The organism is Pandoraea commovens (assembly GCF_024704525.1).
Lineage (GTDB): Bacteria > Pseudomonadota > Gammaproteobacteria > Burkholderiales > Burkholderiaceae > Pandoraea > Pandoraea commovens.
Map to the genome: position 1 here is coordinate 2888499 of NZ_CP102780.1, position 24004 is coordinate 2912502.

The 24004-nt window shown below is 57.9% G+C and carries 20 protein-coding genes; 8 read left to right on the forward strand and 12 right to left on the reverse strand.

What is annotated here, in order from left to right; genetic code table 11:
- Nucleotides 1-99: 99 nt before the first annotated feature.
- A complete protein-coding gene (locus NTU39_RS13265) occupies nt 100-1782 on the reverse strand; it encodes a site-specific integrase (protein ID WP_246183953.1) in 1683 nt (560 codons plus the stop codon).
- Between the two features lie 360 nt (nt 1783-2142).
- On the opposite strand from NTU39_RS13265, the gene NTU39_RS13270 reads away from it, so the two are divergent.
- Nucleotides 2143-2949 carry a hypothetical protein gene (locus tag NTU39_RS13270; RefSeq protein WP_257959998.1) on the forward strand — a complete coding sequence of 269 codons (807 nt, stop codon included), beginning with the start codon at nt 2143-2145 and terminating at the stop codon, nt 2947-2949.
- A gap of 28 nt (nt 2950-2977) precedes the next feature.
- Here the strand turns inward: NTU39_RS13270 and NTU39_RS13275 are convergent, their stop codons facing one another.
- The 8 genes from NTU39_RS13275 to NTU39_RS13310 all read right to left on the reverse strand — a co-directional run bounded on the left by NTU39_RS13275 (nt 2978) and on the right by NTU39_RS13310 (nt 15210).
- A complete protein-coding gene (locus NTU39_RS13275; protein WP_124988665.1) occupies nt 2978-3796 on the reverse strand; it encodes a DUF5677 domain-containing protein in 819 nt (272 codons plus the stop codon).
- 12 nt (nt 3797-3808) lie between these two features.
- On the reverse strand, nt 3809-5254 hold the full coding sequence (locus NTU39_RS13280; RefSeq protein WP_150669383.1) for an AbiJ-related protein: 1446 nt from the start codon (nt 5252-5254) through the stop codon (nt 3809-3811).
- Nucleotides 5255-5491: 237 nt separating this feature from the next.
- Entirely contained in the window at nt 5492-7303 is a 1812-nt protein-coding gene (locus NTU39_RS13285) for a site-specific integrase (protein WP_150669384.1), read from the reverse strand.
- A 950-nt stretch (nt 7304-8253) separates the two neighbouring features.
- Nucleotides 8254-9270 carry an ATP-binding protein gene (locus NTU39_RS13290; protein WP_124988736.1) on the reverse strand — a complete coding sequence of 339 codons (1017 nt, stop codon included), beginning with the start codon at nt 9268-9270 and terminating at the stop codon, nt 8254-8256.
- Between the two features lie 13 nt (nt 9271-9283).
- Nucleotides 9284-11221, reverse strand: a complete 1938-nt coding sequence (locus NTU39_RS13295) for a hypothetical protein (RefSeq protein WP_257960000.1) — start codon at nt 11219-11221, stop codon at nt 9284-9286.
- The gene (locus NTU39_RS13300) at nt 11218-11928 is read right to left on the reverse strand and encodes a hypothetical protein (RefSeq protein WP_124988738.1); all 711 of its coding nucleotides are present in this window, start codon (nt 11926-11928) and stop codon (nt 11218-11220) included. Before NTU39_RS13300 ends, NTU39_RS13295 begins: the two co-directional genes overlap by 4 nt.
- 964 nt (nt 11929-12892) lie before the next feature.
- Entirely contained in the window at nt 12893-13393 is a 501-nt protein-coding gene (locus NTU39_RS13305) for a 3'-5' exonuclease family protein (protein ID WP_257960001.1), read from the reverse strand.
- Between the two features lie 618 nt (nt 13394-14011).
- Nucleotides 14012-15210 (reverse strand): IS3 family transposase gene (locus tag NTU39_RS13310; protein WP_181762485.1). Its coding sequence is split into 2 segments (ribosomal slippage): nt 14012-14895 and nt 14895-15210, totalling 1200 coding nucleotides; the frame shifts between segments, so codons are not numbered across the junction.
- 462 nt (nt 15211-15672) lie between these two features.
- Here NTU39_RS13310 and NTU39_RS26995 point away from each other — a divergent pair.
- The 4 genes from NTU39_RS26995 to NTU39_RS13325 all read left to right on the forward strand — a co-directional run bounded on the left by NTU39_RS26995 (nt 15673) and on the right by NTU39_RS13325 (nt 18598).
- Nucleotides 15673-15813, forward strand: coding sequence for a glycine zipper 2TM domain-containing protein (locus NTU39_RS26995; protein WP_224785787.1), 141 nt, complete (start codon nt 15673-15675; stop codon nt 15811-15813).
- 135 nt (nt 15814-15948) lie between these two features.
- Nucleotides 15949-17229: an Nramp family divalent metal transporter gene (locus NTU39_RS13315; RefSeq protein WP_217426305.1), complete on the forward strand. Its 1281-nt coding sequence runs from the start codon at nt 15949-15951 to the stop codon at nt 17227-17229.
- A gap of 384 nt (nt 17230-17613) precedes the next feature.
- Nucleotides 17614-17838, forward strand: coding sequence for a hypothetical protein (locus tag NTU39_RS13320; protein ID WP_124988586.1), 225 nt, complete (start codon nt 17614-17616; stop codon nt 17836-17838).
- Between the two features lie 40 nt (nt 17839-17878).
- The gene (locus NTU39_RS13325; protein WP_107338464.1) at nt 17879-18598 is read left to right on the forward strand and encodes a Crp/Fnr family transcriptional regulator; all 720 of its coding nucleotides are present in this window, start codon (nt 17879-17881) and stop codon (nt 18596-18598) included.
- Nucleotides 18599-18725: 127 nt separating this feature from the next.
- Here NTU39_RS13325 and NTU39_RS13330 read toward each other — a convergent pair whose 3' ends face one another.
- The gene (locus NTU39_RS13330) at nt 18726-19574 is read right to left on the reverse strand and encodes a hypothetical protein (RefSeq protein WP_257960002.1); all 849 of its coding nucleotides are present in this window, start codon (nt 19572-19574) and stop codon (nt 18726-18728) included.
- Between the two features lie 866 nt (nt 19575-20440).
- Between NTU39_RS13330 and NTU39_RS13335 the strand changes: the two genes are divergently transcribed.
- The gene (locus tag NTU39_RS13335) at nt 20441-20896 is read left to right on the forward strand and encodes a carboxypeptidase-like regulatory domain-containing protein (RefSeq protein ID WP_244916916.1); all 456 of its coding nucleotides are present in this window, start codon (nt 20441-20443) and stop codon (nt 20894-20896) included.
- Between the two features lie 70 nt (nt 20897-20966).
- Nucleotides 20967-22046: a transaldolase gene (tal, locus tag NTU39_RS13340; protein ID WP_107338468.1), complete on the forward strand. Its 1080-nt coding sequence runs from the start codon at nt 20967-20969 to the stop codon at nt 22044-22046.
- 85 nt (nt 22047-22131) lie between these two features.
- On the opposite strand, the gene NTU39_RS13345 is transcribed toward tal, so the two are convergent.
- Both NTU39_RS13345 and NTU39_RS13350 read right to left on the reverse strand, forming a co-directional pair.
- A complete protein-coding gene (locus tag NTU39_RS13345; protein WP_107338482.1) occupies nt 22132-22308 on the reverse strand; it encodes a CsbD family protein in 177 nt (58 codons plus the stop codon).
- A 126-nt stretch (nt 22309-22434) separates the two neighbouring features.
- Nucleotides 22435-22593, reverse strand: coding sequence for a DUF3309 family protein (locus NTU39_RS13350; protein WP_107338469.1), 159 nt, complete (start codon nt 22591-22593; stop codon nt 22435-22437).
- A 271-nt stretch (nt 22594-22864) separates the two neighbouring features.
- On the opposite strand from NTU39_RS13350, the gene gnd reads away from it, so the two are divergent.
- Nucleotides 22865-23920, forward strand: coding sequence for a phosphogluconate dehydrogenase (NAD(+)-dependent, decarboxylating) (gnd, locus tag NTU39_RS13355; RefSeq protein WP_107338470.1), 1056 nt, complete (start codon nt 22865-22867; stop codon nt 23918-23920).
- Nucleotides 23921-24004 lie beyond the last annotated feature (84 nt).

Consider the following 24004-nt stretch of genomic DNA (forward strand, 5'->3'; position numbering starts at 1 on the left):
CGCACGGAGGCTCGGCTTTTTCTGCTTTTCACGGTCCACGACAAGACCAAATTTGTCAACGTACAGCATGCGAGGCACACCGGGGTCCGTTGATCGCTCTCAATCAAACGCTGCTCCGATTTGGCGAGCTCTGCGGGAGTCGTCAGTATGCAGATAGATTGACGTCGTCGAAATTGATGCGTGCCTTAAATTGTCCCGCACAGTGGTTAGCTCCGCCCCACGAATGAGTGCATGAGTTGCATGCGTGTGCCGCATCCAATGTGGGCTTGCGTTGAGTAGCTTTTCGGCCAGTTGTGGGCGATCTGTTTTCAAGGTCTCAGCAGCATCTATGAAGAAGCGTCGCACGATGCTCCAAAGACGGGCAGTCGTGATCGAACCTGGGGTGTCATCCGCGAGATGGGCGATTAGCGATACCTTGGATTTCCAGTGATTGGGGCTGATGGGGAGTTTTCGCTCTATTAAGTAGCGTTCTAACGCTGAGCGCGCAAGAGGCGGTAGGAAAACCTTGGCCACTTTCGCGCCCTTCCCGCTTACCTTTAACCAGTGATCACCTTGCGAGTCAAACTCGATAGCACCGAGCGTAGCGGCGACCAATTCGCTTGCCCGCAGGCCGGTAGCGTAGGCGATGTCGAGAATAAATCGTAGGCGCTGTGCAGCTTCGTGCGTCCATCCATACGACCATTCCAAGCCATTCGCGATGGTACGGACTAGCATCCACTCCCCCTCCGTGAACGCTCGAGACGTGTCTAGAGCGGCGGAGCGCTGAGCTTCCCTGATTTTTACCCCTGCGAATGGGTTGGCTAATACGTAGCGTTGCTCAATCAACCACCGAAACAATGCGCCGATAACCGAGAGTGCGTACGCAGCCGAGCGAGAGGACAGAGGGCCTGTGAACGGGCGCCATGAATTTGAATCTCGAAAGCTGGGCGCGCCCACCCATCGGTCCCGAGGTGTCGGCTGACGCAGGAAGGCGCGGTATGCGGTCGCGTCCTCTGCCGTGAGCGACGAAATCGCCCGTCCGCGCTCGACGATGGCCCACAGAATTAAGCGCTCGGCCTCTTTTCTATATGCTCGCTGCGTTGCTGTGGACTCTTGCAGGGAAAGCCAAGCTTGCACTGCCTCGTAATCGTTGGTGGCATCAAGCGTGCAGCTTGCACTCGGGGCGCGAAACGTTCCTCGGGAGCCGTCGACCTCGTGTGGCAAACGAAGCCGCTCCCAGGGGACGACCGAATCTCTAGGCTCAGCGGTAATCAACTGGTGCGCCCGATCGGTCAATGATCTATTGTCTGCGAAGAATGTCTCGATGGCCCGGGCACTTGCCGGGCCGAGCCCGGGGATCGCTTTCCACCATTGGCGTCGCCTCGGAATTCGCACCGTGAGGTCGGCGAGCGTTGTTACACCGTTTTGGTGGAGAGCCGCGACCGCTCGTCGGGGGAGCCACATCTCGATCGAATCCGCAATCTGTGGAGCCGGGGCATGCGCACGACGCAACGTTTCAATGGCGTTGCTAGCGGCCCTCCCCGCTTCATTTCCGCGCACAGTGCTGCCGAAGATGGCCGCTAGATCGTTACGATGGACACGTCGCGCGATTTTCATGAGCTTACGCCGAATACGGCCAACGGCGCCACGAGCGGACCTGCCCTCCCCTAATTGATCTGGCAGATACCGTGCCGTCGCTGAACGTACGGACATGCCGGCAAACCAAGCGCGAACGGCCGCTAATTCGTCTCCTGTCGGAAAGTCTGAGTGCAAGTCGTTTTCGACCGATGAGGGCTGATGCATATTCATTGCGGAGCGAGTTTTGACATTCGGTCAAACTATTGTGATAAGAAAAGTTATCACAATAGATCTGTTTTTGTGTCCAAATTTTAGTAACGGCTTTCGCGTGAGGACCGCCCTCTAAAGCCGGGCTACATGCGCCTGTGACGTCCCGCTCACAGATATCTTGGCGGCCGCCTTAACCGCGTGACCGTTTTCGGCCCTCTCCGGACCTTGAACCTGGCCTCAGCTCTACGGCTGTTTCGATTTGTTTAACTGCCATCCACACTTCCGAGTCGGCTGGCAAATCGTTAGCGGCTTTGCGCATGGTAAGCTCATCGGGCAACCTGCCATATCGGCAGCGACGAACACAGAGAAGGCCTGATGACCCGCGTGTTACTCCCGCTTGATCAACCGGAGGCGTGGCCCGCTCCATTGCTGTCTCTCCTGGACGGTCACCACGAATTGTTTCTAAACTGGCAGATCGCCCCGTGGAAGGTGAGCCCGCAGGACTATGACCGAGCGATCATTGCCGTGGGCGATGTTCTCAGGCCGTATTCGATCACAGGCTGGCACTGCACCCGCATCACAGATGTCGAGATCACGCAGATCGTCCGATCTGGCATGCAGCTGCCCGACGGTGCGATGCTGCGCCGTCGCATCGATGCGCTGGTCGCGTCAGGCCAGTTGCCGAGCGACATTGGTGACCGCCTCGCAGCGGCCAATCAGGCTGACGAGAGCAACCGCGCTGGCCGGCTGTGGTTCTGCTTTTTCCCGCCGCATCGGGCAGGCGAACATGGCATTGGGCGCTTTTTCCACCATTGGGGCGGCGAGGCGCTCTATAACTCGCATGAGGACGACCCGGTGACCTCACCGATTCTGCGTGCGATCGGGACACCGTGTGTGATCGAGGCAGACGTGCCCGTTGCCTCACTCACCCCCGGTGCCGGCCTTGCAATGAAGCTCGTTTGCATCTACCTTATTAGCCGCGGCTACGAGACGGACGAACCAGTGGAGCACGAAGAAAACAGCGGCGTGAAGCCCATCGCGGCAGACTGCGTCAGGCGGGTGATCCGGTATCCCGAACACGAATTCATGGAGCTCACCGGATGCGCGGCTTGGCGACGTCCGCCCGTAACAGAACAAGGAACGCTGTTCCGGAATAGGGCCGGCGTGTGCGCGTGCAGGTAGCGCGGCACGGGTAAATGATCGCCGGGGTTCAGTCCTGCCCCTCCACGGCGCTCGCCGCTTCGAGTTCCGGCTTGAGGATGTTCCAGTGCAAAGCGAGATCGAGCCGTTCGGCGTTGAATTCAACCAGCCCCATGTTTTCGACTGCGAGGGTGATCAAGTGGATGGCAGCGGCATTTGCACATAAAAGCGTCGAAGCCATGTCGGACGTGTCGGGACCGAAGAAGTAGACGTCTGGCTCCCCATCGATACCCTTTCTCATGTGGCGAACGAATGCACCCAGCGTCGCGTGTGCCCCGTTCCCGGACGTGAACCTGTACGAAAGCTCGTAGAGCAGCGTCAGATCCGAAGCGTGTGCAAGCGTCGCAAGTTTCAGTGATCGCGGCCGTTCGTACTGCGCTTCGATCTCAGCCTTCCTTCTCCTGAAAACTTTCAGCCGCTCGTCGTTCGCGTCATTTTCATTGAGTTCGAGAACCCGGTTACATACGCCGAGATCGTGCGCTGCATCGTCCTCGCGCAGGCGCTCGAGCGTTCCCACGACCTTCACCAATCCGGCCGTGACGATGACGGACTCTGTGCACAAGCGTGCCAATGCGCGGGCTTCTGGTAGCGCTCCGCGCTCGGCCATCAGAATGCACCCCTGGAAAGCCCCCAACGCCCGCACGAACCCGGCAATGGCCCACTTCGCCTCCTCGGTGAGCCCATCCAGAGCAAAGGCTTTCCGCATTCGCATTCCCATTTCGTTCGCGCGTTCGGCGAACTGGAAGGGCCCGGCATACCGTTCACGAGCTGCTGTCTGCCAGCCCGTAAAATCGTCGGACAGGAAACCGACTTCATCAAAACTCGCCATAGCTTTCTCCGGTCACCGTACACAATGCCGCGCCAGCAGCCTGTCGAAGAACTCGGCAACGTATTGTTGAGCGTGTGGGCCGACCTTGCGCTGTTCCATATCGACATCCAAAAACTCGTGCCCGCCGAAGCGGTAGACCTCGTACCCCATCAGCCGCAGCCGACGGTCCTCCACAACCATCTCGGCGTAGCGCTGTGCGTTCGCGACGAACCGATCCGGCTCGAGGGGATCTGGTACTGCATAGTGGTGGCGACCATCGACCTCGATCACGATGCGCACGCCCTGTTCCAGCATCAGCAGAAAATCCATGCGCTGGCGTGCCAGGAACTGCTCGTCGCCGCGTTGGCGCCTGGTGTAGGGGTCGTAGTGCAGATAGACCTGCGGAATCAGCGCCGGCAACCGGTCGCCAAGCGAGCCCCCGAAGCGCTCGTAGTAACCTTGGAACACTGCAAACTCACCCGCCGAGCGGGTACCAAGCACCGTTTGGCGCAGCCGTCGAAACAACTGCTCCTTCGCGATGCTCGGGTCGCTGATGCCCTGAAGTTCGGCATACCAGTCCCGCAGGTCCTTCCAGAGCAGCAGTCCTGAACTGGGTAAGAGACGATCGAAGACCAGCACCTTGTCGGCATGCTTGACGATCTCGACGTCGTTGTTCACAGCATCGCGAAAGACCAGCTCAGGCTTCTCGCCGATCGAGGCGAAAATCAGGTTCTTCATCGTTCCGGCGACGCCAGCCTGAGCCCGTACCACCCCGTAGATGGCGTACCCGGACTCTACACTGGTCTGCCGAACCGTGAAGCCATCCCGCCTCAGTATCGCGCCAATCGCGGTGGCCAGCTCCGCCTGCTCTGCGTCGCGGCGTGTCATAGGATGCAGAAGCTTGGTCAGCAACGCGAAGAAGCGTGTCTGGCTGCACGTTAGCGCGCCGCATTGAGTCAGCAACTCTTCGTGCGACCAGTCGTCGTTGCGCAAACAGTGCTGGACTATCTGCCCGTGCAGACTGGTGCTGCCGAGCAACCCAGTCGCATCGTCTTGGATGCCCGAGACCCCGAACACCTCTCTGAGGCCGTCAACCAGCGACAGCTCGCCGAACAGGGATGCCAAAGGATTGAGGGCCTTGAGCACGTCACGCCGAACCAACGCACTCACTCGATGCTCGGCGTGGATTGTCGTCTCGCTCACGGTGTCCGCGAGATCCTCCGATGGGTACTCGCGCAGCACCTGGGCTGCCAAGTCGAGAAGGTCCGCCTCACTCCACGAGAGGATGCGTCGCCGGACGTACAACCGTTTGCTGTTGAAAGCCTCCTGCGCATCGCCTTCCTCGACGGCCTGCTGAATCCCCATGCGGACACAGGCGTCTGGAACTTCATAGGCCTTGGCTGCGGCGATGGCCTGTGCGATCTGCTCTCTGAGCGTGTCGAGAGGAATGGCCGCCGGCTTGACTAGTGACCCTTGCATTGCTTTTCCACGGCGTTGCATGAGCTGGCATTTTGACAGCTTTCGGTGCGAAGCAGCGGCTCCACTGTTGGCTGTGCGGGTTGTTCACTGACGGCTTCTGGCCGATAGCGGCCGCAAAGATCGGAGTTTCGAGGAGCGGCAACGAGTGTTGCGATTAATGTATAGATTTGCCGTCTGATTGACTGGGTGCGCCTCCGCGCCCCGTGATGGACAGCCTTAGATTCCGATACGGTTCTACTAAACGGCTGACGGCGCGTTTGCCGAAGTACGTCTCTCTGTGAATTCAGTGAGTAAGTCATCCAAAGAGTATGTTTGCTCTTCTGGCCATAAATGCGACAGACTTGCAAGCCGGTCTGCCACCATTGCTTCGGAAAGAAATCCTCGTTCAGGGACACGTTTCAACAGCGAATTTGAGATGTCGGTAACGTCTCCAAACAGTCCCCATTTGTCCGCGCCCACCGCTGTCAGTTGGGCGGCGAATGTCCTCTTCAGTGACCGTGTACCGATTTTTGGCAGACGCTTTGCCGACTGCGCGTCGCCCTCCGATTCTGCGACCCGCGCTGCGACGTTTAGGGCGTGTCGCAACTTTACACGTACCGTGGCTTGGCTAAGCCCCAAAAGCGCGGCGCCGGGCTTCTGAGAGAAAAGGTCAAATTTCTCGATTTTCGCGGGGCGCATGTTGCTGTACCTAAGCCACTCCAAAAGCGCAGCGGCGAGTGGCGGTACTGCGTAAACGCTCTGCCTACCTGGGCGGCGCCTGCGGACAAACAGCAGTATGGCCCCTTTATGAATACCTACGTCAGAGCAGCGAAGTTGTTGGATCTCTGGTATCGAAAGCATTCCGTAAAAGGATAATTTCGCAATGAGCGCGTGCTCCATTGGACATTGTTCTGGGTTTCGCTCTACTGCACGCCAAAGATACTCGATTTCATCAGGTTTCATTGTCTCCGAATCATGGCCCCGCTCGAATTCGCTTGCTGTCTGAGCGCTCGAAGCTCTAGGGCGCTCTGTCATAAACGTCTGCAACTCGCGGCTCACCGATGCATATTGCACTCGATGAAGCCAAACGAATAGCGTGCGAACGACGTCCATTACGAAACGGATGCTCTGCGGAGATTGCGGCTGCCGAAACGGCCTCCATGCGTGCTGGTTTGGATGCCTTATCCACAGGGCGGTAGGTTGTGGATTCGACAGAAATGCTTCAAAGGCAAAGAAATCTGTCTTGTCCAGCGAGCTAACAGGTTTACCTCGAGCGACGTATGCCCAATTGACGAGTTTCTCGATGGCATTCGTAAATGCCCTCTGTGTTTGTGGATTGGCGTCGTATGACCTCAACCATACTCGAATTGCCTGCAAATCATTATTCACAGCTATTAGCGGTGCCATCGGCATTCTGTAGGTTCCGGAACTGCCATCAAGCGTCGCGCTTGGATTCAACTCGTATAATCGCGCAGGCTCGGCAATTGATATGGCTGACCCCGTCGGAGTCATGCAAATAGCCCCTTGAGTTTGATCTGCTTCGTCGAGCGCGGCTAGCTGAGAGGCAGCGAGTCGCGTGACTGCCATCGATGTCGATGAGATGAACTTCGTGCAGAAGTCAGGGTCTGGACATGCAAACGAGTCAGAACATATTGAAATCCAAAGTCTTCCTCGATGTGCGTGCTCGGGACGGGTAAATGCGTAAGTAAGATGAGGGGGCAGCGGGAATAGTTTCGGGACAATTTGGGGACGAATTTCGTTCAGCAACGCTATCCAGTGGGGGTTCTCTGGGCCCTTGGGCTCCATGCGGAGAATACCCATGGTCCATGTATTCACCGAATCTAGATCTGCCAGAAAGCAAAGTGCGCAAAACATGAGCCACGTGGCATCCGTGACCTCGGCTTCGACAGGCCAACGGGACACTTCAAGACGAAGTTCGGTTTTGGGTGCACGCTCGCCAGGAATTATGTCTCTAAGATTCTCGAAGCGAGTTCGCCACACGGCGAAGGCCTTGACTTCACTAGTCGTTGCAAATTCCTCGCCGACGCCCAGGGGAGGTTCTGTGGTCATCAGGCGATCTAGGTGACCGCGATTGAATCGAAAGCGATTAAGTCCGAGAGCCCCCCATAGCCATCGCCTGAACGCCTTATAGAGGACAGCGCGTCGTCGGTCTCTCCGCGCCAGCTCGGGCGGGCTGCATTGTGCGCCTGTAGTTTGAGCCAGCTTACCCTCAACGACCCAGTGGCGTCTGAGATTGACCGTCGCATCGTCTGGCAATAATAGCGGTTCGACGCTTCTGAGCGTTTGGATTACAGCAATGCGCCGATACCTCTCGACATCTTCACTAGAACAAACCCACCCGTTAAGGTTGGGCCAATTCGGAGCAATGCGTTCGACGTTAGAGATCCATTGGAGGATTTGATCTCCCCGATCAGGCCCTTCCCGTCTAATCTCGTCCGCGGTTTCTGTCAAAAAGCGGAAATGGCCGGCATACCACGCACCACAGGTCGGGCATTGGAACGGTGTATCCAGTAGTGCGGGAGTGAGTGCGTAACGCGGCGTCTTAGCGCCGCATTTTGCGCAGGCCTCTTGCAGGACAAAGTGGTGAAAGGGGCACCGTTGCAACGCCTCTATCTGATGAGTCGGATGATGGAAACCGCTGGCAAGGCAAGCGGCGCAATAGCGAAGATGGTCGGAATTAGCGATGGCGCCGCTTAAAACGGAGTTTCTTTGGGAGATGACGCCAGTGAGAGCGTGTGTGGACAGTGGGCCCGATCCTGGGCAGTTCTGCATCCAGCGTCCGTGCAGGAGTTCGCGAGGGTGGCGGTGGCTGTAGTTGCCGGAAGCAAGTGGGAGGCCAAAAACGGCCCTGCACAGATCTCTCGCTGTAAGGTAGTTCTTGACGCCGAGTTTTGCGAGGAATGAATACGCACTCTCTCCTCGCACGCTCCAGTCGTTTGTCCAAATTAGCCCCCCAACGAGCGGCAATTGTGAGGGCGCGCCGAAAACTGACTCAGTCGTCATCGCGCGACTCCATAGTTCGACATGGTGGCGGCGTACTTACTCCGCGCGATTGACATCGCCCACGAACTCCGGTCCGACGAGAAATGGGGGGAGTCTCCCTCGATGTTCGATGACAGAAAGTCGGAGATTGCTCGGCCAATCCAATTCATGCCAATATCACCATCGTCGTCAACTCTATGCCCCCGAACCTTGACGAACTCGTCCCAGCAGACTTTGGCCTCTCCTTTCAATCGCCAGCCCCCTGCAAATGCTTCAGGTAGAAAGAATGAAGATATGCAGATTCTGGAACTCGGTGGGTAACTGAACGTATTAGGGTCGTCGTAACAATTCAGTGTGTCGGCCAAGTCGGCTGACGAACGGATCCCATGAAATGCGTACGGTTTGAGCAAGAAGCGACCAATCAGGTCCGTACGCCCTTCGCCCACCAGTTCGTTTCTCAACTGGTTTAGCATCGGATGGGCGAAGAGTACCGTGACTAACTTGACGCCATGTCTCGCCAAATCGTTGGAGAGGTCACGGAGATGCGTAAAGTCGTCGCGCCGCAAATTCTGGGCTTCGTCGATCAGCATCAAGATGCGATCGCTCCGTTTGCACTGAGCCGCGTCCAAGAGCAATGTGAATAAACGGATGCGGCGCGCAACCGCTGTGCCTCGATCGGCCTCCCTGTAATTCAGATCCACCAACATGTCCGTGTAAAGCGCCCGTTCGGTCGCATGATCGTGCTCTTTTGCATTGAACAAGATGCGTGGAACTGACTCAAAATTCTGATTAATCGCGGCATTGATAGCGCGAATTGCGGATGTTTTTCCGAAGCGGGACTCTCCAAGAAAGCACACGCCTGACTCGTAACGCAGCAGCGCATCTTGTACTACCGAAAATGCCTCTTGAATGGCGTTGGTCGGAACAACAACGACGTCTTTGGTCAGCGGATGGTCATACAACGTGTCATCACGCAATTGCCGAATCTCGGAAGGAGTCGCGCTTTCAGCAATGTTGGATGTGGTGATCCTCATGAGGGGCTCCAACTTACGCCTTCCACGTGACCGGGCGAAGCGTGTGAGTCAGGGGGTGAAGGTCTGGCTCCTCGAGCTTTTTCGCCATTTTTTGTGGGGCTTCGGCAGTCGGCTGCGCTACTTGGGTTTCGTGCATGAGTTTCGCCAACTGAGTGGCGTGGCGAGAAACGCGGTTCCTCTTCTTACGAGCTTGCTCATAGGCTTGGTTAGCCAGCGTTTGCGCGGCAGTTCCGATGGCGTCAGGGGCGTGTCGAACAGCTTCATTCAGGTCGTAGTTTTGTCGAATTTTGCGGCGTGTTTCGAGCGGGTGGGAGTGCTTTCCCCATTTGGAATCCTCTGTGATTTTTACTTGGCCGATCGAACAGCCGTTTGGCAAATAAGCCTCTGCGTATCGTGCGTCGGTCTGAATATGTAGCTGGATTTTATTGCCGATCAGGCTCCATTCCCCACATAGTGCTGCGCTCGTGTATCTCGCATCCAGATATTGAACGTACGGACGGCGACCGTCCTTCAAACAACCCCTTACCGTGCATGTGACGACCTCTACCCCCAGTTCAGGGTTCGCTATGTTCGGCGGCGGAAGTTTAGGCGGTGGAATCGATGCGCCCACCGCGAACTCGCGAAGCAGATCTAGTGGGGACCTGCCACCCAGCGCGCGGTGAGGGTGCGCGTTATAGTTTGCGCAAATCACGTCGGCCAGATAGATTAACTGCTTATACGTGATGTGCTGCCGTATAGCCTGCTCGACAGGCGATTTACGACGCGCATCGATGCTCGATCCCCCGGTGGTTGATGGAATTCGATGGAATCCATAACCCTCAAGTGTCTTAAACCACCGCTCAACCAAGTCGTTATGTCCCCAATCCGCCAATGCGCTGTATGACAAATGACATCCGTGTCGACGTCGAAGATGCGTTTTGATTGCGCGCGCGTAATGTTGGACAGCATTATCGAGATTGATGATGCAGTGAGAGCACCCACGCAGTTCCGGTATCAAGCCCGACGGGAAGCCAGCTCCCTCGTCATAGGTTACGCCTGGTACCAACGACGTCATAGGCGTCCACGGGCGATTTGCCTCAATGAAAGCCTCCTGGATTTTCAGGGCGGAAACCTGGGTGCCGAAGCCAATCGAATAGCCAAGAATGCACCGCGAAGCGGCGTCAAGGTAGGCAATGAACCAGAGTCGTTGGATGGCTACCGCTTGTGGGCCGATCGGACCATCTAAGACCATACTGCCAATGCAGTTAGTGAGGTGCGCGTCGCATTGGCCGACCACATAAGGAGTCGTGGCAAACGACACGGACGATCTTTCTGTCCCGAACCTGAGTCTATAAGCTGCATTTCGGCCGAACCGGTTTGCGGCGGCCTCGGAGGCGTTATCGTTTAGCACGAATGCTACGTATCGAGCAATGGACCGGCGCCCCTGGTCGGCCGTGTTGAACGGGTAATCACTTGCACACATGCCGGCTTCTTTGCATAGCGCCTGGAATCGCCGCCAAACTGTCTTGCTTGCTGCATTGGCCTCCACGGCACTTCCCTTTGCCCTGCTTCCAAGGATCAAATCATCTAGCGCTGTTCGAATCCCCGGAAAGGCGTCCAACAAATTTTGGAAAGCACCGCTGAACCCGCGTACATCCCCATTCACAGGTGCACGCCGACGGTATGCTTGGGTCCGCATGTGTGGCAATATGCCGGCCCAGCCGAAAGGTTGTCCATCTGCGGCGGTCGCCACGCAACGGTTAAACTGCCGGCAGATCGTGTTGCGAGATACGCTGGCTAGGCGTGCAGCTTCCGAGACGTGGCCCGTTTCGAGGTAATGGGTTAGGCCGACGCGAAGTCGTTCAAATCGTCGGCGCGTCTGGTCGTCGAGCTGATTGACGTCAACGTTCCGCCACTGGCTCGCATCGCGCAGCTCAGGCGGGACGGTGCGAAAAGTGTAGAAGCGGCTCATACGGATTTCCCGATTGCGGCGAGCACGCTATCTTGACTTAGTGGGTTGGAATCGAAATCGTTTGAGCATCCTCCACGAGCAGCTACGCGTAGCGCAGCACCAATGTACGCATCGCTCTCCCCTCCTCTTGCAAGCCGTATAACGTCGCGAAGCAGAATTTGACGTTTGCTGTCGAGTAGCGTGCAGACTTCAATATGTTCATCCCGAAGTGCGTACCCGCGATAAAGGGAGAGGCGATGGATGATCTGGATCCAGTTGTGGATCTGAATTCGATTTCGATAAAGGTCTGCTCCGGTGACAGAGCGGTGCATCGCACCGCCAGCAGTTGCAGCTACGACGCGCGCTTGCTGGCTATCGATTGGATGTTCTTCCGCATCACGCTCTGCGACGATCAATTGCCACTCGCGATGGCCGTCTCGATATTCAACTTCAGCCGTCCACGTGAGTTGCTCCACTCGTCCGCCGCAATAGAGTTCGTGGGTTGCTGGCGCGTAATTTGCGTGGACAATTTGCGGATTTGACTCAATCAAGACGAAGTATGTGAACTGGTGCAGACCGCTTAGTACCCAGTCTTGGTCGGTCTTGGGGCTGTAGACGTAGTAGAGATTCGCGATTGCTCGTCCGCGCGATTTGTATGCGGCGGCAAGAGCCCCTCTCATCTGAGTGCCGATGCGACTTGAGGTGACTTTTGATTTTTCTGTTGGCATGGCGACGTTCCCTCGTCGATGTTGAGGAGCAGACGCAAGCCAGTAGAGTCGAATGCGAGCTCCACAAAATGGGAACCTCTCTCCGCGACAGCGCGCAAGCCACCTCCGCCTTGACAAGGTCGAAGCAACGACCTATTGTCAAAGCGAAGGACCCATGGGCTTAAGGTCTGGTTGAAGTTTTGACGGACTATGTCGTTCGCGCGACATGGCCCGTTTTCCATTTCAATATCTCGTCGTCGAATCTCCTGGCAGCTTACGGTGCGCCCTACTCTTAATCGATAGGTCGGTAAGTGTCAAAAGGCAAGCGGTTTTTATGAGAGAGCCGAAGTGTTCAAAGCACTACCGACGTTTTCACTAGATGTGGATTTTAGAACCCTCGAATCAGCGTCATCAGGGTTTGAGGGAGGCACCGTGCATGTATGTGTTTTTGTTTTGGAGAATCGAGGTCTATGCTTGCGGCACTAATCATCAATGCACTTACATGAGCCCAGCAAGTTCCACGGTATTGATCGCCTATCCGAGGCAAGCGTAGTGTCGTTCGCAACACAACTTGAGAGTCTCGCACTTCAACCTGAGAGGATCGCCCCGTTCTTATCGTGTCGTCGCGAGCTGCGGGCGGCTTGCAATACGGCTGGAAGCCCGCCTGGCGTGGCTGCGAGCCGAGGCGAACGCCTGGTATCGGACACCGGATGAATCTCATTCTGGATCGCGAAAACGCGGAAACCTCTCGATTTGACCGGCGAAAGTCGGCCCACGGAGGGTTGCGAGATTTTTCGTAACCCATTGAAAAAACAGAAATTTGCAGTCTCAAGTTGAACTGCGAATGACACGTAGGCGTTGCCGGTCAGCAGTCGACCGGGTGCCGAGGACACGTGATGCCACGCAGGGTCGGATTGCGCTTTCACGAAAGCGCAAACATACGCCCCGCCTGCCGTGCACTCAGTGGCTCCGCTCCTTTTTCGTTTCAGATGAACGCGAAGGCGTTCGCGCGAGCGTCCTGTAGTGCATGATGCTCACCGCCGTTCGCAGCGATGTACTCGGCAAACCGTATCGGATTGATTTTTAGAAACACGTTTTCATGCTTCCACCCGCTTGGCAGCGGTTCTCCCAACAGTTGGAAGATCAACTGGTAGTCACAATCGGAATCGTAGCTGAGCACTGGTTTCGGTTTGATCGGAATCGCACGCAACCAAGCGAGAAGTTCCTCGCGCAATTTTGTCAATGGCATGGAGCGGCACGGGACTCTGCCAAGCTGCGGGAGCACCACGTCGCTCACAAAAGCAGTGCATAGCGATCGGTCAAAATCCGAACGTTCCCCATAGAACTCCCGCCCGTCTTCACTGACGATCGCTATGCTGATCAGTTCTCGGGCCTCAAGCCTGAAATCAGTGAATTCTGTATCGATGAAATAACGCGTCTTCCAGGTGCTGCGAGGGCCTCGATAGGAGGTATCGGGGAGGAGCATCTTGTTCTCCGTTCGACGGTAAATTGGCCGATGCATCATGGTTGGCGTGCCGCCAAACGATCCAGACTTGTTCCGAATCATTTGTGATAGATGCGGTTGAAATCAGTTCGATCATCAGGCGGGTGCGGTGCGCTCACGTGCCAACTATATTACCGACCAAAGGCGATAAACGGCGCAGCGATTTCCGGCATGTCCTCCCCCGCTGTTCGATAAAAATCACGCAAGTCACGCTCACGCTTTTCGATCACGTCGGGAAGTCGGGGTTTGCGTTCGTTATGGAGGTGGTCGATAACGTCTCCGACAGTGCCCGTCGCGCGCAGTTCTAGAAGACGGGTCGCCAGCCATGGAAATGAGGTGATGTGACGTGCATAGGAACACCCCATGAATCGATCTAAAAATGAAAATCTCATTCAATTCATGGGGTTGTGTCTTATGTGACACGACGGGTTTTGCTTTGGTCTCACGCCGGTACCGAACGGCTTCTCATGAACATCGCAACGACTGTCGGGAGTCAGTGACCATCGAAGCACGGTATTTCGTCCTCACGCGTCGGCTACCGGACCGATTGCCCTCGTTAAATGTGGAGTTGCCCCTGTAACTCAGGACACGCGGACACCGTTAGGTTGATGACACCGCATTACGCCTGAACTCGCGAGGCGAGCGGTATTTCAGGGCTTTGTGCGGATGGCGCTCATTGTAGTGTTCAAACGCGATAGCCAGACGCGAGAGCGCTGTTGGTGCGTCAGACTTGTCCATATAGGCGACGTAATTGTGCTTCATGGTCTTCACGAACGATTCGGCCATGCCATTGCTCTGCGGCGAACGAACCGGCGTGGTCAGCGGCTCAAGACCCAGTTCGCGAGCGAAGCTGCGCGTGCGGTGGTCGATGTAGGCCGAGCCGTTGTCCGTCAGCCATTCAATGGGCTGCGCGGCCTGCGTGGTGCCGAAGCGCTGTTCGACGGCGGCCAGCATCACGTCGCGCACCACATCACCGCTATGCCCGCTGGTCGTCGCTGCCCAGCTAATCGCCTCGCGGTCGCAGCAGTCCAGCGCAAACGTCACGCGCAGCGGCGTACCATCGTCGCACCGGAACTCGAAGCCATCGGAGCACCAGCGGGTGTTGCTGCGGTCCACGGCAACGCGACCGTCATGTCGCCGCTTGTCTCGCCGCACGCCAGGGCGGCGCAGCAGCAACTGATGCTCCCGCATGACCCGATACACGCGCTTGGCGTTGATGCACGGCGCACCGGTCTGCTCCCGACTGCGGCGCAGCAGCGCCCAGACACGCCGGTAGCCGTAGGTCGGCAGATGCGCCACATGGGCCTGAATCTCCTCGACCAGCCCGGCATCATTGGTCATGCGGGCACGGCGACCATCGCGCCAGTCAGACGAGCGAGTTCGCTTCACCGCCACGGCAGAGCGCGCCACGCCGAGAACTTCGCAGACCGTCTTCATCGGTCGTCCCCCGGCAGCAAGGGCGAGCGCGCAATCAGGTTTTTTGAACGGCCCCATTCCACGGCTTCTTTCAGGATTTCGACCTCCAGCGTCTTCTTCCCGAGTAGCCGTTGCAGTTCCTTGATTTCCTTGATGGCGGCGGCCAGCTCAGATGCCGGCACAACGGTTTCGCCTGCCTTCACCGCCGCCAGACTGCCTTCCTGGTATTGCTTGCGCCAGCCGAACACCTGGTTGGCATTGACGCCGTGCCGACGTGCAACGGCCGACACCGACGCTCCCGGCTCCAATGTTTCCTGCACGATGGCGATTTTTTCTTGCGCCGTGCGCCGGCGACGGCGCTCCGGCTCGGTCAGAATTTCGATGCTTTCCACGTAATGACTAGGCTTACTGATAGGCACAAGACTATCCCTTATTTTAAGAGAGTCCTCGTGTCCTCAGATACGTGGGGCCGCTCCAAAATGACGCATTGTGAAGCTCTTAACCATGCCGGTTTGGTGTGCACACCAAACCGGCGGTGCTACGGCACGACGATCGCCATGGCGCACAGAACTTCGCAGACGTGCCTGCGGGCAGCGGGATGACCTATCTGTTCCACCCATGCACGAAAGCACTGTGCTGATGACTCGCCCCAGGCCGCCGTCGACACTATGACAGTTCACCATTTCTCAGTCCGGACTCCTTGAGGGGGCGACGAAAGAGATCGGCCGTATTCGTCATCCAGACGATGGCGCCGGGAGGCTAGTTAAATGAAAAACGTCAAATGTATGCTGTCTTTCGGATTCTCCGTGCTTGTGATTGCGTCCAGTTTGAGCGGCTGCGCGGGAATGTCGCGGCGCGGCACAGATACCGCCGTAGGCGCAGGTGTGGGGGGCGTGGCTGGCGCAGTGCTGACTGGCGGGAGTGCGGTGGGCACAGTCGGGGGCGCCGTCGTCGGTGGCGTCGTTGGCAATGTGATCGGAAAATAACGCTTGCCGCTCACAAGAAAACCGCCGCAGCGGTGCAGTGTCAGCTTGCGCCACGTCCGATAGCGTACCGACGAGACCGCCAGATCCGTCTATGGTGACCGAGACAACCGGTCAGTCTTTCTCACGGCGGATATCGTGTCGCTCAATCGCACTGCCCTCCACAAGAATCAATCGCTCTGGGAGACGCTGGGGCCGGGTCTCATCGCCGGCGCCGCGGACGATGACCCGAGCGGCATTGCCACCTACTCTCAGGTGGGCGCCGCATTCGGCTACGGTTTGCTGTGGACGGCGTTGGCGACATATCCGCTCATGATCGGGATTCAGGTCGTGAGCGCGCAAATCGGGCGCGTCACCGGGGACGGCATCGCGGCGAACATTCGCAAGCACTACCCTTCCTGGATACTGTATGTCCTAGTGGGGCTCTTGCTTGTCGCCAACACGATCAACATCGCGGCGGATGTCGGTGCAATGGGCGCGGCATTGAAACTCCTGATCGGCGGTCCGGCTGTCTGGTACGCGGTTGCTTTCGGCGTGGTGTCGCTCACGTTGCAGGTCTTCATCCCGTTCCCACGTTACGCCCCGATTCTCAAGGCACTTACGCTTGCCCTGCTCGCCTATGTGGCCACGGTCTTCAGTGTCAAGATTTCGTGGGGATCCGTGCTGTATCGGACCGTCATCCCCGATCTGTCGTTCAACGTCAGCTACATCGTCGCGGTTGTCGCGGTGTTCGGAACGACTATCAGTCCCTATATGTTCTTCTGGCAAGCGTCTCAGGAAGTGGAAGTGCAACGCGCCACTCAGGGGCAGGAGCCGCTGACTAGCGCCCCTTCGCAGGCCTGGCGAAACTTGCGGCGCATCAGACTCGACACCTACATCGGCATGGCTTTCTCGAATGTGATCGCCTTCTTCATCATATTGACGGCGGCTGTCACGCTATATCAGCACGGAGTGAGAGACATCCAGACTTCGGCTCAGGCAGCCGCTGCGCTACGGCCGCTCGCCGGAGAGTTCGCATTCCTGCTGTTCTCGGCGGGCATTATCGGGTGCGGGCTGTTAGCGGTGCCGGTGTTGGCGGGCTCATCGGCCTATGCAGTCGCCGAGGCTTTCCAATGGCGCATCGGTCTGGGACGTGAAGTCCTGCAGGCGCGCGGGTTCTACATGATATTGACGCTCGCCACTCTGCTAGGTGTAGCGTTGAATTTCACCGCCATCGACCCGATCAAGGCGCTCTTCTGGAGTGCCGTGGTCAATGGCGTCATTGCTGTCCCGATCATGATCATCCTGATGTTGATGGCGGGAAGGCGCGACGTGATGGGTAAATTTGCGATCAGTCTGCGGCTGAAGGCGCTGGGCTGGCTAGCTACCGGCACCATGGCTTGCGCAGTCCTCACCATGTTCGCCACGTGGGGGCGGTGAGATGCTTGCATGCGGACGCGCGACGTGATGGCAATGCCGTTCAACGAAAGGGTTGCCGAGCACCGACGTCTGTATCTGCTCGATGGCAGACGCAGGAAACGCCCGATCAGGTCAGTGTTCGTACGCTTACGTACTGACCATAGTGGGCATTGACACTATCGTTAAGATTGCGACGAAAACTCAGAATATGAGTTCACTCGAACTAATGCGCCGAAGTTGAGGGCGAGGACAAGTGATCGTGAGAGGCCACAAGCGATTAAGCAAGCGTATGATCGCGCTGCATCTAGCAATCCGCGAGACGCGGATTTCTCTCATCAAGCAGGAGCGTGATCTGTATCAGGCTGCAGTTCTTGTTTGGGAAGAGGAAGGCGGACGATCGTCCCGATGGCTACGCACCTTGGATTTTTCCAATCGCATGTGAACGAATTGGCGACGGCTCCAAGACAGTGGATGATTGACATTTTCATTGCGGCGGAAAAAAATTCGAACGTGAGCTGTTGCACGGCAATGGCTCAGAGCAACCGCCGGGGAGCCCTGCCACGCGGCGTCTCGTTCAATCATGGTGGCGCCATCGATTCACTCAATGCACTTATTGCGCAGCGATTCTGACGCGCACGTGTCCGATCGCAGGGCATGAAGGGGAAAAGGCATGCTTGCGCAACCGAACAAAAGCGCCAACGATCTGCTGTCCGTGTTGCCGGACGGCGAGTGGGCGCGAATCGCCCCAGAGTTGACGTTGATCGAAATGCCGCTTGGCAAGGTCATCTACGAGTCGGGAGACCGGCTGGATCACGTGTATTTCCCTACCACGGCAATCGTCTCATTGCTTTATGTGATGGAAGACGGCTCGTCTGCCGAGATTGCTATTGTGGGTAAGGAAGGCGTTATTGGCATTGCCCTGTTCATGGGCGGTGAGACCACGCCGAGCCGAGCGATCGTGCAAAGCGCCGGGTACGCTTATCGGTTGAACGCCCGGTTGCTCAAAGAAGAGTTCAAGCGCGCCGGCCCTATGCAGCGGTTGCTATTGCGCTACACCCAGGCATTGATTACGCAAATGGCGCAAACGGCAGTCTGTAACCGTCACCACTCGATCGACCAGCAACTATGCCGGTGGTTGTTACTGAGTCTCGATCGCCTGCCGTCGAACGAGCTGCGGATGACACAGGAGTTGATCGCTAACATGCTGGGTGTCCGTAGATCCGGCGTCACGGAAGCCGCGCTAAAGCTCCAAACCGCCGGACTCATCCGCTACAGCCATGGGCATATCGAAGTGCTGGATCGGACCGGGCTCGAAAAGCGCGTTTGTGAATGCTATGGCGTGGTCAAACGGGAGTTTGATCGATTACTGCCCGATATTCAGGCCATTTGACAGCGTCTCTCCGCCAGCGAGAGCGTCAACGAGCTTCTCACCCGAGGAGTACCGCAAAGGTAGTTCGTTCGCGCTGACCCGCTGTAGGCGGAGAATATCCCGGTGTATTTGTCTGCCGTGGGCCGAGTCAACGGCGCGATTCGCCATGTCCGGCGTCGCGTCCCTCGTCTGCTCCGCCTTGCTGCCCATCACGAGGCCCTTGTCCTCTTTGCTCCGGAGCGGATTGCGTTCGCTGTCCGTGCGACGATTGCGCGGGCTCGGAACGGGGCGCTTGCATGGTGCCCCAAGGTTGTGTCTGCGGCTGAGGTTGCTGTGCGCGCTGACGCCCTTGCGGCGCCTGATCCGTTTGCATTGACGGGTGTCCGTTGGCTCCCGACTGACGTTCACCACGGGTGTTAGCCAGTCCGGAATGCTGTCCTGTTCGCGAACGATCGTCGCCGTTTTGCGTGCGCAGCGTGTCCTGTTGCGCGACGGAGTGCGGATAGTGGGCGCCGGAATACTGTTGCTGGTACGTCGGCAAAGGCGCCGGACGCGGCACATCGCGATGATTCCATTGATCCCATCCGCGGCGCTGCGTCTCCCACTGCGGCCCCCAATGCTGCCCCCATCGCGGCGGCGCATCCGTCGCCCAACCGCGGAAGTCGCGAGGGGGGCGCCGGTAGTAGCGCACCGGAATGCGCAGAATGAACAAGGGGACGGCTGCGGGTAACACCACCTGCCACGGCCCGTTGTACCACCCGCTTGTGTACCAGTTGTCACCTTGGTACACCCAGTACTGCCCATCGTAGAAGAAGTAGTTCGAATCGACTTGAGGCGCGTAATAGACTGGATAGTCGGGGACTTGAATCATCGTGGGATACGCGGGCAGATCAATGCCGATGCTGACGCCTGGGGACACGATGCTGACACCGACCTGTGCGTGAACGGATATCACCGGGCAAAGCAGCACGGTGGCTGCAACGAGTAGGTTTCGCATGTTGTCTCCCCTGCATCGGACACCCGGTTGGGCGAGTGATCCGACTTGACTGTATTCTCCCAACGGCGCACACAGGGGAGCGCCCCGCTCTCGCCCGACGTCGGGCATCCATGCTCACTCGCGTGGATGCCATATCCCCTTATCTGTCTCGCCCCGGGCCGCCCTCGCGATCGTAGCCGCCGTGGCCATATCCACCTCCCCCGTGATCGTATCCGGGGCCGGGCCCCCACCAACATCCGCCCAATGTGACGACGACAAACATCAACAACAAACTTCGAACCGCTTTCATGGCGCCCTCCTCCGGGAACGGCGTCTTGCGCCGAGATGCCCGGCACATACGTCTTCCGTACTTCTCTCAACAAAAATGGTCAACCGTCTGATTGTCCTAACGGTCCCCGGTGAGATCCTCCCCGATTTCACCTGCCTCGCCTGACGCCGTCGCCTCGTCATTGTCGCGGGGCGCATCCTCCTGGCTATGTACGACCTGGTAGAACTCTTCTTTGATGCGCGAGAATTTCGCTTCCAACTCTCTGATTCGCTCTCTGACCTGACTCGGTGTCATAACCCTCTCCGTAGACTCAAGTGCGTGCCCTCGCCCATGTCTCGGCATCACTTTGCTCGTGGGGATATGAGGTGTCCGTCCGGTATCGCACATGACGACGAGGAAATTTCTGCGGAATATGAAAAACACCGAGCCGGTCGATCTAGCCGCGCGAGACGCCATCCCCGCCCCGGTCGTGTCGGCGGGATTGGTACGCTGACGTACCGCATCGGCGTCGGTTCACCGTGTAACGTGAGATTGATAACGGAAAGCCGTCAAAGCGACATGCAAATGCGAATCATGTACTGCCGGCGTTACCGAATGCATGATCGACCCAATGGGAGATGGATATGAGGCGTCAACACATCTTGCGATCGTGCGCGGCCATCGGGCTTGCCTTTGCACCGGCGCGGCAATGGCGGCGGAAGTCACGCTGCCGCCGACACAGCAGTCCGGACCCGTGACCTACTTGTCAGGCGGCATCGGCCTGGAACAGTCTCTGGCCATCAAGGCTGCGATGCACAACTACCCTCTCGTTCTGACATTTGTCAGCAGGACGGCAACCAATGGCAACGAATACCTCTCGGATATCCCCGTCACGATTTCCGATCGCCGTGGGAACATGATTCTGTCGACACAGTCCGACGGGCCTTTCATGCTGGCGTCGCTGCCTGACGGGCGCTACACGGTGACCGCGAGCTACGAGGGAATCATGGAAAAGCATGCGGTCAACGTCTCAAGTCGGGGCCACGCGCATCGGACGTTTCTCTGGTCCCGATAACTTCAATCACGGCATTCGCCCGGATAGCGGCGCCCAATGAGGTCTTGCGAAACGCCTTCGGCGAGGTTCCATGAAAGCGACTCAGAAATTGCAGGCGCTCGGGCAGAGTCTCTGGCTCGACAACATCACGCGAGGCTTGCTCGGTGACGGGACACTGGCCCGTTATCGCGATGAATACAACGTCACAGGTTTGACGTCGAACCCTGGCATCTTCCTCAAGGCGATCCGCGATACGGCGACGTACGACATGGATATCGCAAAACCTGCCGATGCGACGCTCACCGACGAAGCGCTGTTCTTTTCGCTGGCGATCAGAGACCTGAAACAGGCGGCAGCGCTGTTCCTGCCGGTGCACCAAAAAACCGGGGGTATCGATGGATGGGTCTCGCTGGAAGTATCGCCGTGGCTCGCTGAGGACGCTGTCGGGACGGTAGCGGCCGCCAAAAGCCTGCATGCAAGTGCCGATTGCCCCAATCTATTCATCAAGATCCCCGGCACGACAATCGGTCTTGTCGCCATCGAAGAGGCGATCTTTGCCGGCATACCAATCAATGTCACGCTCCTCTTCTCCCGCGAGCAATACGTAGAGGCGGCAAATGCTTACTGGAGAGGCCTGGCGCGTAGGCGTGATGCCGGGCTGGATCTGCACGTGGCATCCGTAGCATCGCTATTCGTCAGCCGTTGGGACACCGCTATCACAGGCGAGGTGCCGTTCGGTTTGCGTAACCGTCTTGGCGTGGCGGTGGCCAAACAAACTTACGGCGCCTACCGTGAGCGCATGTCGCACCCAATGTGGCGCGAATTGTCCGACGCGGGGGCAAGCACTCAGCGCCTCTTGTGGGCCAGTACGGGCGCGAAGAGCCGGGAACTCTCACCCGGCTATTACGTTGAGGCACTTGCCGCACCGGATACGATAGACACGGTGCCGGAGGCGACCCTGCTGGCCTTTGCAACGCGAGGCGAGTTGATCAGCGTAATGCGAGAGGATGGTGGCAACGCCGATCCGGTGCTCGCAGACTTCGCTCACGCCGGCGTCGACGTCGCAGCGCTCGCCGCACGCCTTCAGCGCGAAGGCGTCGAGTCGTTTCGGCAGGCATGGGCTGAACTCATGCAGATCATTGCCGGCAAGCGCATGCCTGAATGGCATTGACTGGCACCCGCCCCCAGTGACACACGATACGTCCTGAACCCCTTGACGGTTGACGGGCCACCTGTGACGGGGTCGGGCTATCCCGTTACCTGTGTTTCTTCAGATCGTGGCGTGTGTCGCCGACGACTGACTGGACCTTGCCGACATTCTTCTCGATCTTGCCGTCGATCTCCATTTTCGTGTTGCCGACCACCTTACCGGTGACCTCTTTGATTTTGCCGGCGGCTTCCTTGACCCTGCCTTTCACTTGATCTTTGTTCATGATGATTTGCATTCTCAGTAGATGAAAAATTGAGCCCCTTAACCGGGGCTCGGGTGTCGCGCACCTTCGTGGCGACATGCCTCAGGCGCCGATTGACGGCCTCGAGCAAATCCTGGGTCGCGCGCCTCATAGTCGCCCCATCAAGAGCAGAACAACCACGACTGCCAGCAGCAATCCCACTGCGCCGCTCGGCGCATATCCCCAACCCGAGTTGTACGACCAGGCTGGAAATGCTCCCACCAACAGAAGCGCCAGAACAATCAGCACCACAATACTTAAAGACATGATTCACTCCCCGCGTTGGTTAGAGGGGGATTTCTCGACCCTCACCCGAAGGGTAGTTGCACCGTAGCGGCATGTCGGTTCGGTGCCGTACGAAGGCCGCGAATGAAAGTCGTTCGGTATCGAAAGTACCTGCTTAGCGCCGTGGCGGGGTCTTGCGGCAATAGACTTTTGTTCGGTAGTGGACAGAACTGACGGGCAAACGCTCCTAGTGTCGAGTGAACGATGTTGCGCGATCGTATCCCTCTCACTCACAGACCAAACGGAGCAGACCATGCAACTCGGCATGATTGGATTAGGGCGCATGGGCGCCGATCTGGTGCGTCGCCTGATGCGCCACGGTCACCGGTGTGTTGTCCATGACGTTCAGCCAGCGGCAATCGACGTGCTTCAGAATGCGGGCGCGGTCGGCGCCGCTTCGATCGACGAGATGATGTCGCTGCTGGAGGGCCCCAGAATTCTCTGGCTGATGGTGCCCGCCGGTGCAGTCGAAGCGGCGCTCGCAGACCTCTGGTCTCGGCTCGCGCCAGGGGATATCGTCATTGACGGTGGTAACTCCTATTGCCGGGACGACATGAAACGCAGTGTCGAACTGGGTAGCAAGGGGATTCATTTCGTCGACGTTGGCATCAGCGGGGGGACCTCTGGTCTGGCGCGCGGTTACTGCCTGATGATCGGCGGCGAAGAGGACGTCGTGGTGTATCTCACGCCGCTCTTCACCGCCCTCGCCTGCGATGCGCACGACGCGAGGGAGGATGCGGGGAAGCATGCGACGCACGATATCGGACTCGCCACGGATAGCAGCGCGGCTACTGCCCAGTCCGGGTATCTCTATTGCGGTCTTCACGGGGCTGGCCATTTCGTGAAGATGATCCACAACGGTATCGAGTACGGCATGATGGCCGCCTATGCGGAAGGACTGAATATTCTGAGATGCGCGAACGTCGGCACACAGAAACAAGAGGTCGGCGCCGAAGTCACTCCATTGCGACATCCCGAGTATTACCAGTACACATTCGATCTGGCCGATATCGCCGAAGTGTGGCGGCACGGGAGCGTGATCGACTCCTGGCTACTTGGAAAAGTTGCCGAGATGCTGCGCACCGACCCGACGCTGGCGCAGTTCGCCGGTCGTGTCTCGGATTCGGGCGAAGGACGATGGTCCGTAGAAGCGGCCATCGATGAGGGAGTGCCTGCTCCCGTTCTGAGTGCGGCATTGTATGCGCGTTTTGCCTCGCGAGGACAATCGGTCTTCGCAGATAAACTCTTGTCGGCCATGCGCTACGCGTTCGGCGGTCACCTGGACATTGCAACACCCCGCGACGCCTGATCGGCAAAGCACGACGGTGCGACCCGTTACCCCAAGAGGCAAATGATGAAGGCGCAACATCACGTCGTTCTCGCCGCCTGACAG

Coding starts and splice junctions, on each gene's coding strand:
- NTU39_RS13280 (WP_150669383.1), bottom strand. CDS start 5,254: ATGCAAGGGTCACTAGTCAAGCCGGCGGCCATTCCTCTCGACACGCTC.
- NTU39_RS13300 (WP_124988738.1), bottom strand. CDS start 11,928: ATGCCAACAGAAAAATCAAAAGTCACCTCAAGTCGCATCGGCACTCAG.
- tal (WP_107338468.1), top strand. CDS start 20,967: ATGAAAGCGACTCAGAAATTGCAGGCGCTCGGGCAGAGTCTCTGGCTC.
- NTU39_RS13325 (WP_107338464.1), top strand. CDS start 17,879: ATGCTTGCGCAACCGAACAAAAGCGCCAACGATCTGCTGTCCGTGTTG.
- NTU39_RS13305 (WP_257960001.1), bottom strand. CDS start 13,393: ATGCTCCTCCCCGATACCTCCTATCGAGGCCCTCGCAGCACCTGGAAG.
- NTU39_RS13345 (WP_107338482.1), bottom strand. CDS start 22,308: ATGAACAAAGATCAAGTGAAAGGCAGGGTCAAGGAAGCCGCCGGCAAA.
- gnd (WP_107338470.1), top strand. CDS start 22,865: ATGCAACTCGGCATGATTGGATTAGGGCGCATGGGCGCCGATCTGGTG.
- NTU39_RS13350 (WP_107338469.1), bottom strand. CDS start 22,593: ATGTCTTTAAGTATTGTGGTGCTGATTGTTCTGGCGCTTCTGTTGGTG.
- NTU39_RS13275 (WP_124988665.1), bottom strand. CDS start 3,796: ATGGCGAGTTTTGATGAAGTCGGTTTCCTGTCCGACGATTTTACGGGC.
- NTU39_RS13290 (WP_124988736.1), bottom strand. CDS start 9,270: ATGAGGATCACCACATCCAACATTGCTGAAAGCGCGACTCCTTCCGAG.
- NTU39_RS13285 (WP_150669384.1), bottom strand. CDS start 7,303: ATGACCACAGAACCTCCCCTGGGCGTCGGCGAGGAATTTGCAACGACT.
- NTU39_RS13295 (WP_257960000.1), bottom strand. CDS start 11,221: ATGAGCCGCTTCTACACTTTTCGCACCGTCCCGCCTGAGCTGCGCGAT.
- NTU39_RS13335 (WP_244916916.1), top strand. CDS start 20,441: ATGATCGACCCAATGGGAGATGGATATGAGGCGTCAACACATCTTGCG.
- NTU39_RS26995 (WP_224785787.1), top strand. CDS start 15,673: ATGTCGCGGCGCGGCACAGATACCGCCGTAGGCGCAGGTGTGGGGGGC.
- NTU39_RS13320 (WP_124988586.1), top strand. CDS start 17,614: ATGGCTACGCACCTTGGATTTTTCCAATCGCATGTGAACGAATTGGCG.
- NTU39_RS13265 (WP_246183953.1), bottom strand. CDS start 1,782: ATGCATCAGCCCTCATCGGTCGAAAACGACTTGCACTCAGACTTTCCG.
- NTU39_RS13330 (WP_257960002.1), bottom strand. CDS start 19,574: ATGCGAAACCTACTCGTTGCAGCCACCGTGCTGCTTTGCCCGGTGATA.
- NTU39_RS13270 (WP_257959998.1), top strand. CDS start 2,143: ATGACCCGCGTGTTACTCCCGCTTGATCAACCGGAGGCGTGGCCCGCT.